15 protein-coding genes are annotated in these 16,137 nt (G+C 73.1%); 11 read left to right on the top strand and 4 right to left on the bottom strand.

Going from position 1 to position 16,137, the window contains the following annotated elements:
• Positions 1–101 precede the first annotated feature (101 nt).
• Genes OG408_RS27130 through OG408_RS27120 form a run of 3 tightly spaced genes read left to right on the top strand, consistent with a single transcriptional unit; the run spans position 102 to position 4,045 of the window.
• Positions 102–1,481, top strand: a complete 1,380-nt coding sequence (locus tag OG408_RS27130; RefSeq protein WP_266782830.1) for an FtsW/RodA/SpoVE family cell cycle protein — start codon at positions 102–104, stop codon at positions 1,479–1,481.
• A gap of 34 nt (positions 1,482–1,515) precedes the next feature.
• Positions 1,516–2,973: a penicillin-binding transpeptidase domain-containing protein gene (locus tag OG408_RS27125; protein WP_266782828.1), complete on the top strand. Its 1,458-nt coding sequence runs from the start codon at positions 1,516–1,518 to the stop codon at positions 2,971–2,973.
• A 4-nt stretch (positions 2,974–2,977) separates the two neighbouring features.
• On the top strand, positions 2,978–4,045 hold the full coding sequence (locus tag OG408_RS27120; RefSeq protein ID WP_326672440.1) for an amidase: 1,068 nt from the start codon (positions 2,978–2,980) through the stop codon (positions 4,043–4,045).
• Positions 4,046–4,072: 27 nt separating this feature from the next.
• Here the strand turns inward: OG408_RS27120 and OG408_RS27115 are convergent, their stop codons facing one another.
• Together OG408_RS27115 and OG408_RS27110 are read right to left on the bottom strand one after the other, a co-directional pair.
• Complete coding sequence (locus OG408_RS27115; RefSeq protein WP_326672438.1) at positions 4,073–4,966, bottom strand: hypothetical protein; 894 nt, start codon at positions 4,964–4,966, stop codon at positions 4,073–4,075.
• A gap of 66 nt (positions 4,967–5,032) precedes the next feature.
• Entirely contained in the window at positions 5,033–5,923 is an 891-nt protein-coding gene (locus OG408_RS27110) for an ADP-ribosylglycohydrolase family protein (RefSeq protein WP_266782822.1), read from the bottom strand.
• Between the two features lie 107 nt (positions 5,924–6,030).
• Here OG408_RS27110 and OG408_RS27105 point away from each other — a divergent pair, with 107 nt between their 5' ends.
• From OG408_RS27105 to OG408_RS27095, 3 genes are read left to right on the top strand one after another with little or no spacing between them, the layout of a single operon-like run.
• Positions 6,031–6,588 (top strand): GNAT family N-acetyltransferase, encoded by a 558-nt coding sequence (locus OG408_RS27105; RefSeq protein WP_326672436.1) that lies wholly within the window; start codon positions 6,031–6,033, stop codon positions 6,586–6,588.
• A gap of 12 nt (positions 6,589–6,600) precedes the next feature.
• A complete protein-coding gene (locus OG408_RS27100; protein ID WP_326672434.1) occupies positions 6,601–6,765 on the top strand; it encodes a hypothetical protein in 165 nt (54 codons plus the stop codon).
• Entirely contained in the window at positions 6,762–7,310 is a 549-nt protein-coding gene (locus OG408_RS27095; protein ID WP_326672433.1) for a mycothiol transferase, read from the top strand. The genes OG408_RS27100 and OG408_RS27095 overlap by 4 nt, the downstream gene beginning before the upstream one ends.
• Positions 7,311–7,335: 25 nt before the next feature.
• Here the strand turns inward: OG408_RS27095 and OG408_RS27090 are convergent, their stop codons facing one another.
• Positions 7,336–8,445 (bottom strand): ferritin-like domain-containing protein, encoded by a 1,110-nt coding sequence (locus tag OG408_RS27090; RefSeq protein ID WP_266782814.1) that lies wholly within the window; start codon positions 8,443–8,445, stop codon positions 7,336–7,338.
• Between the two features lie 179 nt (positions 8,446–8,624).
• Here OG408_RS27090 and OG408_RS27085 point away from each other — a divergent pair, with 179 nt between their 5' ends.
• The 5 genes from OG408_RS27085 to OG408_RS27065 all read left to right on the top strand — a co-directional run bounded on the left by OG408_RS27085 (position 8,625) and on the right by OG408_RS27065 (position 14,800).
• A complete protein-coding gene (locus OG408_RS27085) occupies positions 8,625–9,560 on the top strand; it encodes an AurF N-oxygenase family protein (protein ID WP_285564653.1) in 936 nt (311 codons plus the stop codon).
• Between the two features lie 26 nt (positions 9,561–9,586).
• Positions 9,587–10,339, top strand: a complete 753-nt coding sequence (locus OG408_RS27080; protein WP_285564652.1) for a TetR/AcrR family transcriptional regulator — start codon at positions 9,587–9,589, stop codon at positions 10,337–10,339.
• 61 nt (positions 10,340–10,400) lie between these two features.
• Positions 10,401–10,667 (top strand): hypothetical protein, encoded by a 267-nt coding sequence (locus OG408_RS27075; RefSeq protein WP_266782808.1) that lies wholly within the window; start codon positions 10,401–10,403, stop codon positions 10,665–10,667.
• 86 nt (positions 10,668–10,753) lie between these two features.
• Entirely contained in the window at positions 10,754–13,438 is a 2,685-nt protein-coding gene (locus tag OG408_RS27070) for an outer membrane protein assembly factor BamB family protein (protein WP_326672427.1), read from the top strand.
• Between the two features lie 177 nt (positions 13,439–13,615).
• Complete coding sequence (locus OG408_RS27065) at positions 13,616–14,800, top strand: C40 family peptidase (protein WP_266782804.1); 1,185 nt, start codon at positions 13,616–13,618, stop codon at positions 14,798–14,800.
• A gap of 92 nt (positions 14,801–14,892) precedes the next feature.
• On the opposite strand, the gene OG408_RS27060 is transcribed toward OG408_RS27065, so the two are convergent.
• Positions 14,893–16,134, bottom strand: coding sequence for a styrene monooxygenase/indole monooxygenase family protein (locus OG408_RS27060; protein WP_266782802.1), 1,242 nt, complete (start codon positions 16,132–16,134; stop codon positions 14,893–14,895).
• Positions 16,135–16,137 lie beyond the last annotated feature (3 nt).

The following is a 16,137-nucleotide window of genomic DNA, read 5'->3' as shown; positions in this document are numbered from 1 at the left end:
GACCCACGGGCATCCGACCGCAGGACGGCACCCGGAACCCCGCGAACCTCCGCACTATGACATAAGGGAAATAACCCCCACGTCTTGCTACGTTGCGTGGCATGACCGCAACGACGGCGGACACACCCCCGCCCGAGCTGCGCCTGCCCAAGCGGCGCGGCGTAGAACTCTCGCTCCTCATCGGGGCCGTCCTGATCTCCGTCTACGGCTACGCCGCTGTCGGCCTGGCCCACGACGACGCGGTCCCGCCCGATGTCGCCGGATACGGCGGCGGCCTCGGGCTGCTCGCCCTGCTCGCCCATCTCGCCGTCCGCTTCCGCGCCCCGTACGCCGATCCGCTGCTGCTGCCCATCGCCGTCCTGCTCAACGGCCTGGGCCTGGTGCTGATCTACCGGCTCGACCTGGAGACCCCGAAGGACCAGGCGGCCCCCACCCAGCTGATCTGGTCCACGCTCGGCGTCGCGTTCTTCATCGCCGTGGTGGTGTTCCTGCGCGACCACCGGGTGCTCCAGCGCTATGCGTATCTGTCCGTCGCCGCCGCCCTCGTCCTGATGATCGTGCCGATCTTCTTCCCCGCGGTGAACGGCGCCAAGATCTGGATCCGGGTCGGCGGATTCTCCTTCCAGCCCGGCGAGTTCGCCAAGATCCTGCTCGCCGTGTTCTTCGCCGCCTATCTCGCGGCGAACCACAACGCCCTGGCGTACACCGGCCGCAGGATCTGGAAGCTCCAGCTCCCCACCGGGCGGGTGCTCGGGCCGATCGTCGCGATCTGGCTGTTCAGCGTCGGTGTCCTGGTCCTGGAACGTGACCTGGGGACCTCGCTGCTGTTCTTCGGCCTCTTCGTGATCCTGCTGTACGTGGCGACCGGCAGGACCGGCTGGATCGCCGTCGGCCTGCTGCTGGCCGCCGTCGGCGCGTTCGTCGTCGGCTCCTTCGAACCGCATGTGCACAGCCGGGTGCAGGACTGGCTCGACCCGTTCGCGTCCATCGACGCCGGCCGGGGCCCCGGGCAGCTCGCCCAGTCGCTGTTCGCCTTCGCCGCGGGCGGGATGCTCGGCACCGGGCTGGGGCTCGGCCACTCCATCCTCATCGGCTTCGCCGCCAAGTCCGACTTCATCCTGGCGACGGCAGGCGAGGAGCTCGGCCTGACCGGGCTGACCGCCGTCTTCCTGCTGTACGCCCTGCTGGTGGCCCGGGGATACCGGGCCGGGCTCGCCCTGCGCGACGCGTTCGGACGGCTGCTGTCGATCGGGCTCGCCTCGATCCTGGCGCTCCAGGTGTTCGTGATCGCGGGCGGGGTGATGGGGCTGATCCCCCTGACGGGCATGGCGATGCCGTTCCTCGCGCAGGGCGGCTCCTCCGTGGTCACCAACTGGATCATCGTGGCGCTGCTGATCCGGGTCAGCGACGTGGCCCGCAGACCCCACCCCGACGAGGTGGAGACCGGCGTCGTCGCACCGGCCCTGGAGGACGAGCAGTGAACCCGTACCCGTCGAACGCGCAGGAGGCCCGGCCGTGATCCGCTACATCCGGCGCGCCGCCGCGTTCTGTCTGCTGCTCCTCGTGGCCCTGCTGGTGAACGCCGCCCGCGTCCAGGTCTTCGACGCCGACGAGCTCGACGACAACTCCGCCAACCGCCGCTCCACGATCGACCGTTACGACCGGCCGCGCGGCAGCATCCTGGTCGGCGGCCGGTCCGTCACCGGCTCGAAGGACACCGGTGAGCAGCTCGCGTACGAACGCACCTACCGCAACGGCCCGCTGTACGCGCCGGTGACGGGGTACGCCTCGCAGACGTACGGCACCACCCTGATCGAGAACGCCGAGGACGGGATCCTCTCCGGCACCGACTCCATGCTCGCCCCGCTCCCCTTCTGGAACGAGATCACCCGCAGCCGGCAGCCGGGCGGCGATGTCGTCACCACCATCAAGGACTCGATGCAACGGGCCGCCTACGAGGGGCTCGGCGGACGGAAGGGCGCGGTCGCGGCCATCGAGCCGACGACCGGCAAGATCCTGGCCCTGGTCTCGACACCCTCGTACGACCCCGGGCGGCTGTCCGGAACCGGTTCGTCCGTCACCGACGCCTGGCGCGAGCTCAACGCGTCCACGAGGCAGCCGATGCTCAACCGGGCGATCCGGCAGACGTATCCGCCCGGCTCCACGTTCAAGATCGTGACGGCCGCGGCGGCGCTGGACGCCGAGGTCGTCACCGATCCGGACGACGCGACCGACACCCCCTCCCCCTACGTCCTGCCGGGCACCACGACCACGCTGCCCAACGAGGCGAGCGGCTGCGAGAAGGCCTCCCTGGCCGAGGCGATCCGGGTCTCCTGCAACACCGTGATGGCGCACCTCGGGGTGGAGGTCGGTCTGGACGGCATGGTGGACGCTGTCGAGAAGTTCGGTTTCAACGACACCGGGCTCAAGATCCCGTCCGGGGTGGCCAAGAGCAACTTCGACACGGAGATGAGCGACGACCAGCTCGCCCAGTCCGCGATCGGCCAGTTCGACACGACGGCGACGCCGCTCCAGATGGCGATGGTGGCCGCGGCCGTGGCCAACGGCGGCGACCTCATGTACCCGCACCTGGTGGACCGGACGACCACCCACAGCGGCTCCACCGTCCGCACCACCGGCTCGCGTTCGTACCACCGGGCGATGAACCCGATGACGGCGATGCAACTGCGCCGGATGATGATCGACGTGGTGCAGGACGGCACCGGCACCAATGCGGCGATCGACGGGGCGACGGTCGGCGGCAAGACCGGCACGGCGCAGCACGGGATCGACAACTCCGGCATGCCGTATGCCTGGTTCATCTCATGGGCGCAGGCCGAGGGCTCCGCGAGGCCGGCCGTCGCGGTCGCCGTGGTCGTCGAGGACGCCGCCGCCGACCGGGCCGACATCAGCGGCGGCGGCAGCGCGGCCCCGATCGCCCGTTCCGTGATGGAGGAGGCGCTGGAAGACTGATCCGGTGACGGATCCCAGGAGTGTCGCGGAGGCGCTGGACGCGGTGGAGCGGGAGGACCCGCGGCTCCGTGCCTTCATCGATGTGTGGCGCGACGAGGCGCTCGCCCGGGTGCCCGGGGCGGCCCGGCTCCCCCTGGCGGGGCTGCCGTTCGCGGTGAAGGGACCGGCCGGGATCCGCTCGTACGCCGCCCGCCGGCTGATCGCGGCCGGCGGCGTACCGGTCGGCGCGACCTCCGTGCCCGGCCCCGGCACGCACTGGAAGACCTGGGGTCTCGGCGCCCACGGCCGCACGGTCAACCCGTGGCGTCCCGACCGGACGCCGGGCGGTTCGTCGGCGGGCCCCGCGGTGGCGGTCGCGGCGGATCTGGTGGGGCTGGCGACCGGCAGCGACGGGGCGGGTTCGGTGCGGATCCCGGCCGCGTGGTGCGGGGTGTTCGGGCTGAAGACGACCAACGGGCTGCTGCCCTCCCCCGACCGTTCGGGGCTCGCGTCCGCCGGGGTCCTCGCCCGGTCGGCCGCGGAGGCGGAGTCGTATCTGCGCTGCGTCCTGGACGGCTACGCCCCGGCCCCGGCCGGGCTGCCCCTGCGCGCCGCCCACAGCCCCGGCCTCGGGTACGCGGACGTCGACCCGGAGGTCGCGGCGGTGGTGCGGGGCGCGGTACGGCGGCTGACCGCGGCGGGGGTGGTCCGGCTCGTGGACGGCGGCTGCGAGCTGCTGGACCCGGGGGCGGCCTGGCAGGCCGTACGGAGCGGAGAGGTGCCGCGGTCCCTGGCGGAGCTCCGGCGCGAGAACGACCGCCGACTCGACGCCTTCTTCGCGGACACGCCGCTGCTCCTCACGCCCGTCACCCCCAACCGCCCGCACGGCCACGACGGTCCGGGCGGGCTCTACTCCACCGCGCTGACCTGGGCGTTCAACCTGAGCGGTCATCCGGCGGCGAGCGTGCCCGCCGGATTCACCCCGGACGGCTGCCCGGTCGGGCTCCAACTGGTGGCGCGCCGCGGCGCGGACGCCGCGCTGCTCGCCATGGCCCGTGCGGTGGAGGACGCGCTGGGCCCCCTACGACCGTGACGGGCGGTCCCGGCGGGCGGCGCCCGGTCAGCCGGCCTCGGTCGCGGCTATCGGCTTGCGCGACTCGGCCCTGACCTTGGCAGTGTCCAGCGCGGCCTTCTCCAGGTCGACCTCCTCCGGGTCCTGGAGCGCGGTCTCGGCGGTGACGACGGCGACGAAGGACGCGGTGTTGCCGTCGCCCCAGGCGCACATCGGGAGGGTGCTGCTGACGGCCCCCTCCTTCGACCGCACGACCTGGCAGGACACGGTGATCCCGTACCCGTCGGGGGTGAACTCCCGGGCGGGGACGGCGATGGTCATGCCGTCGTTCTCGGCCGCGCCCTCCAGGATCTTGTCGCGGGTGAACTCCGGTCCCTTGATGCGGCCCCACAGGCCGGAGATGACCAGGGTGCCGCCGCTGTCGGAGGTGTACTGGGTGACGACGGCCTTCGCGTCACGGATGCTCGGGTCGTAGGTCTTCTCGATCTCCCGTCCCTCGGTCGACGAGAGGTCCTTCGCCAGCGTGTACTCGTCGTCGAGCAGCGTCCTGGGCACGGTCAGCCGGTACTCGGCCGCCGGGAAGCCCCCGGCCACCGGGAGTCCGCCGTCGTCCGCCGCGTCCACCAGCCGGGCGACGCCGAACGCGATGCCGCCGGCCACCACCAGGGCGCCGACGACGATCCCGGCGATCAGTCCGGCCCGGCTCCGCTTCGGCGGCGGCATGCCGGGGAACCCCGGACCGCCGAACGCGGGCCCGCCCCAGGGCTGGGGCGGCGGCGCCTGCGGATAGCCGTAGGGCGGCTGCCTCGGCACCGGCTGCCCGCCGTACGGGTTCTGCGGGGGCTGCTGCGGCGGGACGTACGGGCCTTGTCGCGGAGGGCCGTACGGACCCTGCTGCGGGTCGTACGGGCCTTGTCGCGGCTGGGGCGGCGGCGTGGTCATGGCGCCCAAGTTACGTCATGCGGGCGAACGCCCTTTCGAGCCCCAGGTGCGGGCCGCGCGCCCGCCTCAACTCAGCGCCTCGCGGCGGCGCAGCCACTCGGCCGGCACCCCCTCGACCCCCGTGACCGCACCGACGACCCCGCCGGTGATGGCACACGTCGTGTCGACGTCCCCCAGCCCCTCGGCCGTGGCCCACAGCGCCGCCTCCAGATCGTCCGGGTGCCGGGCCGCGGTCCACAGCGCGAACGGCACGGTGTCGTCGGAGCGGATGCGCTGCCCGTTGCCGAGCAGGTCGGCGGCCTTCCACGGCTCGGTGCCGAAGGGGACGTCCACGGCCCGCAGCAGTCCCTCCCGCACCGCCCCCGCCGGGGTCCGGCCGGCGACTCGGGCGAGCGTGAACTCGCCGCGCACCGCCAGCGCCGCGGCCACCGCGACCGCCACCGCCCCGGCGATCCCCTCGGGGTGGGCGTGGGTGACCTCCGCCTGCAAGGCGGCCTGCGCGGCCGCGAAGCCGACGTCGCGGTGGAAGCGCGCGCCGAGCGGGGCGACCCGCATCGCGGCGCCGTTGCCGAGGCTGCCGCCCTCGAAGAGTTCGGGGGCCAGCGTCCGCCAGTCCGCAGGGGAGGTCAGCAGTGCGGGCAGCAGGAGGTGCATGCCGTGGCCGTAACCACGGCCCGGATCGACCTCGAAGGCGAGGGCGAAGAGCAGCGCGAGACGGTCCTGTTCGACCTGTCCGTGCTCGTCGAGCACACGCTGGAGGGCGCGGGCCAGCGCGGTGTCGTCGGTCCAGTTCCAGACCGGCTCGGGCGGGGTGCGGCGTGCCCTGATCTCGTTGTACGCCTGCCTGGGCTCCCGGAAGAGGGGGAACCACCGCTCCCCGAACGCGTCCCCGAGCGCGAGCCCTTCGAGACTGCGGCGGGCTGCGGCGAGGTCCGGGGCGACAGTGGTGGAGGTCATGGGGCCATCCTCCCGCCGCCGGCCCCGGACCGTACACAGGATTTCGGCCATGCCGCCTGCCCACCGCGCGGCCCCGGCCCGCCGCGGCCCCATGTGATCCTGGTGCCATGAACGATCGACGTGGTCCCGCCGTCGTCCGGGCTCCGGCCGGCGCCCTCACCACCGTGGACGGGCTGTCCGCGATGCTCACCGGCTACCTCCTGCAGACGGAGGCGGAGAAGGGCCGGCCCGTCGCGGACGCGGCCGCGCTGCCCGAGCGCTACCGGGCGGAGGCCGAGGACCCCGACAGGGCGTTCGCCGACGCCACCGTGTTCGTCGCGCGGGACGGGGACACCGCCACCGGCTGTGTCGTGGTCACCGCACCCGTGGAAGGCCGGGTGGAGATCAAGCGGCTGTGGACGGACCCCGCGCACCGCGGCCGGGGCGTCGCCTCCGCACTGCTGGACGCCGCGCTCGCGCACGCGGCGCGGGAGGGGGTGCGCACCGTGCGGCTGTCGGTGTGGCAGTGGCGCACCGGTGCCCTCGCCCTGTACGAGCGGTTGGGCTTCACCGTCGTCCCGCCGTGGGACGAGCGTCCGGACCTGATCTGCATGGAGCGGCCGGCGGACCTCCGCCGCACCGCCGCGGACGCCGCCGCCCCCTGTACAGGACAGGAACGTTCGTAGATCGTTGCAACCGTGACAGAGACCAACGGCACGACGGACCGGCCCGGCAGCATCAGCCGCGAGGTGCCGGCCGGCCGCGGAGCGACCCTGCCGAACAGCCCGGCGGACCGGACGCGGGGCAGCCGGACCGCGGGTTTCCGGGATCCGGGCGGCCACGTCCGGGAGATCGCACGATGACCGCCGCACCCGGACCCGCGACAGCGGCCGCGACCGTCGCGCCCGGTCCCACGGACGCCGAGATCCGCGCGCTCCTGTCGTCCCTGGACGGCCAGCGCCGCCACGTCCTCGGCATCCTCGAAGGGCTCGACGAGGAGGCGCTGCGGCTGCCCGTGCTGCCGTCCGGGTGGACCTGTCTCGGCCTCGTCCAGCATCTGGCGCTCGATGTCGAACGGTTCTGGTTCCGTGCCGTGTTCACGGGCGACACGACCGTGATCGCCGCCCTGGACGAGATCGACGACGCCTGGCAGGTGGACCCCGGCGTCACGGTCGCCGAGGTCCTCGACCGGTACCGCGCGGAGATCGCTCTCGCGGACGCCGTCGTCACCGCGGCGGCGGCCGGTGCGCCCCTGGCCTGGTGGCCCCACGACCAGTTCGGCGCACCGCACCTGCACACCCTGCGGGACGTCCTGCTGCACGTCATCACCGAGACCGCGTGCCACGCCGGTCATCTCGACGCGGCACGCGAACTCCTCGACGGCCGGCGCTGGCTGGTCCTGACGTAGGGCCGCCGTTCGGACCGCTCCGGGCCTACCGGCCCTCCCCGCCGTCCGCGATGGCCTCGGCGACCTCCGCCACCCGCTCCTGCTCCTCCACCGCGAACCGCTCCCGGTCCAGCTGTTCGGCTATCTCCTCGTCCTGCGCCATGAGGAGGTCCAGGCTGGAGTCGCCCAGCTCCAGGACGCCCATGTCGACGTACGCCTTCTGGAGCCGTTCGCCCCACAGGCCGATGTCCTTCACGCACGGGACGATGCGGCTGAACAGCAGCTTGCGGAAGAGCTGGAGGAACTCCGAGTGCTCGGAGAGCTCCTTCGCCTCCTGCTTGCCGATGCCGAAGTTCTCCAGCACCTCCACACCGCTGAGCCGGTCGCGCATGAGGTAGCAGCCCTCGATGACGAACTCCTCGCGCTCGCGCAGTTCGGCGTCGCTCAGCTGCTTGTAGTAGTCGCGCAGCGCCATCCGGCCGAAGGCGACATGGCGGGCCTCGTCCTGCATGACGTACGCGAGGATCTGCTTCGGCAGCGGCTTGGTGGTGGTGTCGCGGATCATGCCGAACGCGGCCAGGGCCAGGCCCTCGATGAGGACCTGCATGCCGAGGTAGGGCATGTCCCAGCGCGAGTCGCGGAGGGTGTCGCCGAGCAGCCCCTGGAGGTTGTCGTTGACCGGGTAGAGCATCCCGATCTTCTCGTGCAGGAACCGGCCGTAGATCTCCGCGTGCCGCGCCTCGTCCATGGTCTGGGTCGCGGAGTAGAACTTGGCGTCCAGGTCGGGGACGGACTCGACGATGCGGGCCGCGCAGACCATGGCGCCCTGTTCACCGTGGAGGAACTGGCTGAACTGCCAGGAGGTGTAGTGCTTGCGCAGCTCTCCCCGGTCCTTCTCGGTCATCTTCGCCCAGTGCGGGGTGCCGTACAGGGTGAGGGCCTCGTCGGGGGTGCCGAGCGGGTCGGTGGGGTCGACCTCCAGGCTCCAGTCGATGCGCTTGTTGCCGTCCCACTGCTTGTCCTTGCCCTTCTGGTACAGGGCGAGGAGCCGCTCACGGCCGTCGTCGTAGTCCCAGCTGAACCGGGCGGCGCCCGAGGCGGGCACCGTCCACAGCGGCTGCTCGGGGGCGGTGGTGTAGAGGTCGTGTGTCGACACGGACGGCTCCTTCGCCTCGCGGTCTTGCGGTAAGTCCCCCAGGACCTTTCTCAGTTGGCAGGTTCACACGCTGGTAGACGCCGGGTCAACAAGTCGCGCACAAGGGATTGACGGCCTTGCTGACAGGCAGTCTCATAGTGGGTGACCGTCGGTAACCCTTGGGAGAGGTACGTCCAGCCATGACGACCGTGACCGAACGCGATGTGCAGTTGCTCCGCGACGCACTCGGCCCGCTCCGCGACCGCGAGCAGATCGCCGAACGGCTGCTGGAGGCCTCGGCCAAGCACTCCTTCGACCCGGACAAGGAGCTCGACTGGGACGCGGCGGCCGAGGACGGCAAGTGGTTCTGGCCGCCCGAGCTGCTCTCCCTCTACGACACCCCGATGTGGAAGCGGATGTCGCAGGAGCAGCGGCAGGAGCTGGCCCGCCACGAGGCCGCCTCGCTGGCCTCGCTCGGCATCTGGTTCGAGATCATCCTGATGCAGCTGCTGGTCCGGCACATCTACGACAAGCCGGTGGTCAGCAACCACGTCCGCTACGCGCTCACCGAGATCGCCGACGAGTGCCGGCACTCGATGATGTTCGGCCGCATGATCACCTGGGGCGGCGCGCCCTGCTACCCGGTGCCGCGCCGCTACCACAATCTGGCGCGCGTCCTGAAGACCGTGTCCACGACGCCCGGTTCGTTCGCGGCGACGCTGCTCGGCGAGGAGATCCTCGACTGGATGCAGCGGCTGACCTTCCCCGACGAGCGCGTCCAGACCCTGGTGCGCGGCGTGACCCGCATCCATGTCGTCGAGGAGGCGCGGCATGTCCGTTACGCCCGCGAGGAGTTGCGCCGCCAGATGGTGACCGCCCCGCGCTGGGAGCGCGAGCTCACCCGGGTGAGCTGCGGGGAGGCGGCGCGCGTCTTCTCCGTCTGCTTCGTCAATCCGCAGGTGTACGAGAACGTCGGCCTGGACCGCCGGGAGGCCGTGGCCCAGGTGAAGGCCAGCGGCCACCGGGCGGAGGTCATGCAGTCCGGGGCCAAGCGGCTGACGGACTTCTTCGACGACATCGGGGTCCTCAACGGGCCGGGACGCAGGCTGTGGAAGAGCTCGGGCCTGCTGGCCTGACGGCGCCGGCGATTAGGCTGGCCGGTATGACCCCTGCCGCAGCCGCGCCGCCCAGCCGTGCGTACCGAAGGCTCAGCGTCGAGGAACGCCGCACCCAGCTCCTGGGCGCGGCGCTCACCCTCTTCGCGCACCGGGCCCCCGACGAGGTCTCGCTCGACGAGGTCGCGACGGTCGCCGGGGTGTCCCGCCCCCTGGTCTACCGCTACTTCCCCGGCGGGCGGCAGCAGTTGTACGAGGCCGCGCTGAGGTCTGCCGCCGAGGAGCTGAAACTCTGCTTCGCCGAACCGGCCGTGGGCCCGCCCACGGAACGGGTGACACGGGTCCTGGACCGCTACCTCGCCTTCGTCGACCAGCACGACGCAGGTTTCAGCGCCCTGCTGCGCGGCGGCAGTGTCGCCGAGACGTCCCGGACGAGCACGATCGTCGACGAGGTCCGGCGGGCGGCGGCCGAGCAGATCCTGCTGCATCTGGGCCGGGGCGCGGGCAGCGAACCCGCGCCGCGGCTGCGGATGATGGTGCGGACCTGGATCGCCGCGGTCGAGGCGGCCTCGCTGATCTGGCTGGACGAGGGGAAGCAGCCGGCCGCCTCCGAGCTGCGGGACTGGCTCGTCGACCAGTTCATCGGCCTGCTCGCCGTCACCGCGGCCACCGACCCGGAGACCGCGGCCGCGGTGGCCGAACTGCTGCCGCTGGAGACCGCGGCGGGCCCGGCCGGCCGGCTGGCGGACCGGCTGGTGCCCCTGATCGGCGCGGCGGCGCATCTGCTGCCGGCGGACTGACCGGCAGGACCGGCAGACCGGGCCGCCCGGGCCGCCCGGACCGATCGGTCAGACTGGGGCGGTGAGAAGCGAGAACACCCCCTTCACCGGCGGGCCGCTGGACGGACGGGTCCTGCCCGTCCTCGTCGGCGCGACCGGCCACCCGCCCAAGTGGTACGAGGTCCCGGTCCCGGACGCCGACGGCGGCCCGGCCACCGTGCACGCGTACCGGAGGGTCCCGGCCGGGTACTCCAAGCGGCTGGGGATCCAGCGCGGCTGGGTGTACGAGTACGCCCCGGAGGGCCGCGAACGCCACCGCCCCAAGTGGCCCTGGTCGAAGCCCGGCTGATGTCCCCGGCCGGAATGGGGGTGGGCGCGGCACCTCGGTCTAAGATCGACGGTCTGGTCCGAAGGACGGTCACAAGGGGGTGCGCCATGGAGGCGCTGCGTCAGGACGATCCACGCCGCTTCGGCCCGTACACCGTGCTGGTGCGGTTCCGTGAGACGGCCGCCGCGGTCCAGTACCTCGCCCGCGGCGCGGATCCGGACGATCTCGTCGTGGTCACCGCGGCCCGGCCGGCGCTGGCCGCTGTGCCCGCGTTCCGGCGCCGCTTCCAGTCCGAGGCCCGCACCGCCGACCGGCTGGCCGGCGGCTGGGTGGCGGCCCGGCTCGACTCCCGTACGGACGGCTCCGGCGACGACGACCCGCTGTGGACGGCCTCGGCGTACGTACCGTCGCTGACGCTCGCCGAGGCCGTCGACATCGCGGGGCCGCTGCCCGAGCGTGCCGTACGGATACTGGGCGCGGGCATCGCCGAAACGCTCTCCCGGGTCCACGCGACGGGAGCCGTGCTCCAGGGACTGGCCCCCAGGACCGTGCTGGTGGCCGAGGACGGGCCCCGGCTCACCGCCTTCGGGCCGCTGGGTGCGGCGGCCGACGCCGAGGCACGGCCGGGCGGACAGCTCTCCGTGCGGCTCGGCTACCTGACCCCGGAGCAGGTGGCGGGCAAGGAGGCAGGACCGGCGTCGGACCTCTTCGTGCTGGGCCTGCTGCTCGCGTACGCGGCGACGGGAAGCACCCCGCTGGCGGACGGCCCGGCGGACGAGGCGGCCGAACGGATCGCACACACCGACCCCCGGCTCGACGACGTCCCGGAGGCGTTGCGCGAGCTGGTCGCCCGCTGCCTGGCGAAGGACCCGGCCGAGCGGCCCGCCGCGGGTGCGGTGGCGGCGGAGCTGGCCCTCGAAGGCGCGGCCGGGCTGGCCAAGGGCGGCTGGCTGCCGGCGCCGCTGGCGTCCGCCGTGGCCCAGCAGGACGCCCGGGCCCGGATGCTGGCCTCCGCCCCGCCCGCCGACCTGGCGGAGCCGGCCGACGTCCAGGACGCCGCCCCGCCCGTCGCCGTGACGGAATCCGATGGCACCCAGGACAGTCAGGACATCCAGGACACCCCGCCGGCCGCCGTCGACGCTCCCGCGGCCTCCCTGGTGAAGGCGCCCCCGGCGGACGCGTTCAGCGACAACGCGCCCGAGCCGTCGGCGACGCACGGTCCCGACGAGGCGCCGGCTCCTCCCGCTCCCGCCGCTCCCGCCCGCGACACCCGGACCGCGCAGCTGGGGATCGTCGATCCGCACGCGCCCCGGCCCGACCGCGTGACGGCCCAGCTCGCCATGCCGCAGCAGCTGCCGGGCTCCGGTCCGGGCATCCCCGCCGCACCCCAGACCCCGCACGCACTGCCGTCCGCCGGGCCCGCGGCACCCCTGCCGTCCGCCACTCCCCCTCCCCCGGCGGCCGCGAGGACCGCCCGGGTGGACCGCCGGGCGCTCCTGATCGGGGCCGCCGCCGGTGTCGCCGGGCTGCTGGTCGGGGGCGGCGGGGTGGCCGCGCTAGGTGGCGACGACGCGCCCGTGGAGGACCCCAAGCCCGCGCCGGAGCCCAGCCGGCCGACGGTCGCCGGGCTCCCTCCGCAGCCGCGCTGGATCTACACCCAGCCCGACACCGAACCGGCCCCGCTCACCGCCGCCCTGTGGAACGAACGGCTGCTGGTGCTGACCGGCGAGACCCAGGCGTCCGCCGTCGACCTGAACACCGGGCGCAGGCTCTGGGAGAGCCCGGACGCCGCCAAGGGGCAGGCCGCCCTGCCGGCCGGCAAGGAGTTCTGCTTCGTCGCCGGCCCGTCCGAGTTCCTGTGGCTGTCGGCGAAGGACGGGCGGGTGGCCCACCGGGTCGCGTACGCCGACGGGTTCGAAGGCGCTCCGCACCTGACGTTGCGCACCCTCGTCGGATCATCCGGTGCGCACATCTGGTTCACCGGATCGCACCAGGTCACCGTGAAGGCACCCAAGCCGAAGAAGGGCAAGAAGCCCGGCAAGGACCGGCAGGTCGTCAAGTCGTACCTGTTCGGGTACGACATCGAGCAGCGCAAGGAGCTGTGGCGCACGCCCGTGCCCAGCGGCCGGGGCCCGATCGCGCCCGTGTACCGGCTGGTGGCGATCCGGCAGGACGCCTTCGTCGTGCGGCAGGAACCGCTGACGCTCACCCCCGCCGACGTGAAGGCCGCCAAGGGCAAGGCCCTCTTCCGCAGCTTCGACCGGACGACCGGGAAGCAGCAGTGGATCAAGGCGTTCGGCACGGTCACGCCGGACGGGGCGGCCTCGGGGGACGCCGAAGGCGTGCTGTACGCGGCGGTCGGCGACGACCTCCGGGCCTTCGAGACGCCCGGCGGCAAGCCGAAGTGGACGCTGAACGGCACCCCGGGCTCGGTCTTCGGGCCCTCCGTCGAGGCCGACGACATCCTGCACACCAGCAACCGCAACCAGGAGGTGGGCGCCGTCGACCGGGCGACCGGACGGCTCGTCTGGCGGCGGTCGACGGAGGCCGCGGCCAACGGCTCCGCCCCGCGGGTCACGCTCAGCGGCTCGGGCGGCACGCTCCTCGCGGCGGGCCCGGCGCAGGTCACCGCCTTCGCGGCGGCCGACGGGCGGCGGCTGTGGAAGTTCCAGGACATCGGGGCGCAGGACCCGAAGGGGGCGACGGTCACCGCCTCGTACCAGGTACTGGCCTACGGGAAGACCGCGATCGTCCGGCGCGGGCGCGTGGTCTACGCGTTCCCGGTGGCCTGACCGGAGCGCCGCCCGCGGGGACCCCCTCCGCGGGCCCGTTCCGCCGCCTTCCGGGGGAATCGGACCGCCGCCACGCCCGCAGGTTCTTGCATCGCCCCGCGACGGGTGAGCGTATGGACGGATTGCGCTCACTCATGGGGTAGTCACACGATTCGCCCCGTTCCCGGAGGTGGTGTCGTGGCGGGCAGGCTCCTGCGCTCCTTCGGCACGGCGGCGCTCGCCGCCGTCGTCGTGGCCTCACCGGCCGCCGCCGTCGCGGCCCCCTCGCCGGGCCCCTCGGACCCCGCCGCCCCGGCGGCCGGACCCGAGGCGGCTCCCGAGGCCGCGCCCGGTACCGTCGCCGGGCTGCTGACCCGGCTCCAGGGGCTCTACCAGCAGGCCGAGGAGGCCACCGAGACGTACAACGGGACGGCGGCCGAGCTGAAGAAGCGGACCGCCCAGGCGAAGAAGCTGGACGCCTCGCTCGTCGCCGCCCGACTCTCGCTGGCCCGCAGCCACGACGCCGCCGGCCGGCTGGCCCGTGAGCAGTACCAGGGCCGGTCCGACTTCTCCGCGTACCTCCAGCTGCTGCTGATCCGCGACCCCGAGCACGCCCTGGACCAGGGGCAGGTCATCCAGCGGCTGGCCGCCGGGCGGGCCGCGACGGTGAAGCGGCTCACCGGCGCCGAGAAGCGGGCCGACGAGCTGGCGAAGGAATCCCGCAAGGTGCTCGACAGGCAACAGGTGCTGGCCGCCCGGCAGAAGAAGGAACGCGACGCCGTCCGGACGAAGCTGAGGGACGTCGAGACCCTGCTCGCCACGCTCTCCGCCGACCGGCTCGCCGAGGTCTCCCGCCTCGAACAGGAGGGCACGGACCAGGCCCAGAAGGCTTTGGTCGCCTCCGGTGCGCTGTCCTCGGCCCGGCCGGCGACGGCGGAGGGCGGCGAGGCCGTCCGGTACGCGATCGAACAGATCGGCAAGCCGTACGTGTGGGGCGCGGAGGGCCCCGACTCGTTCGACTGCTCGGGGCTCACCTCGCAGGCCTGGGCGAGCGCCGGGCGCACCATCCCCCGGACCTCGCAGGAGCAGTGGCGGCAGCTGCGGAAGGTGGAGCTGAGCGCGCTTCGCCCGGGAGACCTGGTGATCTACTTCCCGAAGGCGACCCATGTGGCGCTCTACATCGGCAACGGCCTGGTGGTGCAGGCCCCGCGGCCCGGGGCGCAGGTGAAGGTCTCACCGCTGGCGGCGAATCCGCTGCTGGGCGCGGTGCGGCCGGATCCGGAGAGCACTCCGCTGACCACGTACACGCCACCGGAACTCCCCGAGGGGGCGTCCGAGGGCGCGGACGAGGGGTACGGGGAGTCCTCCGCACCCGACGCGTAGGTCCGCGGACCGAAACGCACCGGCCGGGCCGGGCGCCGCCGGATGGTCCGACGGGCCCCGGCCCGGCCGGTGCGTCTCTGGGTGCGGGTGGCTCAGGAAGCCGGGCCCGCGACCGAGGCGAGGTACGCGTTCGTCTTCTCCGGCTCGTAGAAGAAGTTCTCGAAGTCCGCCGGGTTGTTGAACCCGTTCGCGAAGCGGTCGGCGACGGGCTGGAGCTGGCCGGCGGCGCCGATCAGGTTCAGCACGTGCTCCGGCGGGGCGCCGAGCATCGCGTTCGTCCACTTCGTGACGTGCTGGGCGGTGTCCCAGTAGCGGTCGAACGTGGACTGCATCCACGTCTCGTCGAAGGCGCGGTCGCCGTGCTCGATGATCGAGTCCAGGTAGGCGTTCGCACACTTGGAGGCCGAGTTGGAGCCCTGGCCGGTGATCGGGTCGTTGGCGACGACCACGTCCGCCACGCCGAGCACCAGGCCGCCGCCGGGCAGCCGGCCGATCGGCTTGCGGACGGTCGGGGCGTAACGGCCCGCCAGGGTGCCGTTGGCGTCGGTCAGCTCGACCTTGGTGGCGCGCGCGTACTCCCACGGGGTGAACCGCTCCATGAGCTCCAGCGTCTTGGCGAGGTGCTCCGACGGGTCCTTGATGCCCTGGAAGGCGTCGAGCGGTCCGCCCGGGACGCCCTCCCAGAACAGGATGTCGGCGCGGCCCGAGGTGGTCAGGGTCGGCATCACGAAGAGCTCGCCGACGCCCGGGACCAGGTTGCAGCGGACCGCGTCGAACTCGGGGTGCTCCGGACGCGGGCCCATGCCGTGGACGTACGCGACGGCCAGGGCGCGCTGCGGGGCGTCGTACGGCGAACGGGAGGCGTCCCGGCCGAACATGGAGACGAGCTCGCCCTTGCCGGCCGAGACCATCACCAGGTCGTAGGTGCGGGAGAAGTAGTCCAGGTCGGACACGGCCGCACCGTGGATGACGAGCTGTCCGCCGCGCTGGGCGAACGTCTCCATCCAGCCGGCCATCTTGACGCGCTGGTCCACGGACTGGGCGAAGCCGTCCAGCTTGCCGACCCAGTCGATGGCGCGCGAGGAGTCGGGCGCGGCGACCGAGACGCCGAGGCCCTCGATGCGCGGGGCCTGGGACTCCCAGAAGTTGAGCTGGTAGTCCCGCTCGTGCTGGAGCGCCGTGTGGAACATGCACTGCGTGGACATGACCCGGCCGGAGCGGATCTCGTCCGCCGTGCGGTTGGACATGAGGGTGACTTCGTAGCCTCTGGACTGCAGTCCGAGGGCGAGCTGGAGACCGGACTGGCCGGCTCCGACTATGAGTATCTTCCGCATCGC

The organism is Streptomyces sp. NBC_01257 (assembly GCF_035917255.1).
Lineage (GTDB): Bacteria > Actinomycetota > Actinomycetes > Streptomycetales > Streptomycetaceae > Streptomyces.
This window is presented reverse-complemented; position numbering and strand designations above follow the sequence as displayed.

Bases quoted from the DNA above. Each gene is read 5' to 3' on its own strand.
- OG408_RS27060 (WP_266782802.1), bottom strand. From the start codon at position 16,134: ATGCGGAAGATACTCATAGTCGGAGCCGGCCAGTCCGGTCTCCAGCTC.
- OG408_RS27130 (WP_266782830.1), top strand. From the start codon at position 102: ATGACCGCAACGACGGCGGACACACCCCCGCCCGAGCTGCGCCTGCCC.
- OG408_RS27085 (WP_285564653.1), top strand. From the start codon at position 8,625: ATGACGACCGTGACCGAACGCGATGTGCAGTTGCTCCGCGACGCACTC.
- OG408_RS27070 (WP_326672427.1), top strand. From the start codon at position 10,754: ATGGAGGCGCTGCGTCAGGACGATCCACGCCGCTTCGGCCCGTACACC.
- OG408_RS27105 (WP_326672436.1), top strand. From the start codon at position 6,031: ATGAACGATCGACGTGGTCCCGCCGTCGTCCGGGCTCCGGCCGGCGCC.
- OG408_RS27095 (WP_326672433.1), top strand. From the start codon at position 6,762: ATGACCGCCGCACCCGGACCCGCGACAGCGGCCGCGACCGTCGCGCCC.
- OG408_RS27115 (WP_326672438.1), bottom strand. From the start codon at position 4,966: ATGACCACGCCGCCGCCCCAGCCGCGACAAGGCCCGTACGACCCGCAG.
- OG408_RS27080 (WP_285564652.1), top strand. From the start codon at position 9,587: ATGACCCCTGCCGCAGCCGCGCCGCCCAGCCGTGCGTACCGAAGGCTC.
- OG408_RS27110 (WP_266782822.1), bottom strand. From the start codon at position 5,923: ATGACCTCCACCACTGTCGCCCCGGACCTCGCCGCAGCCCGCCGCAGT.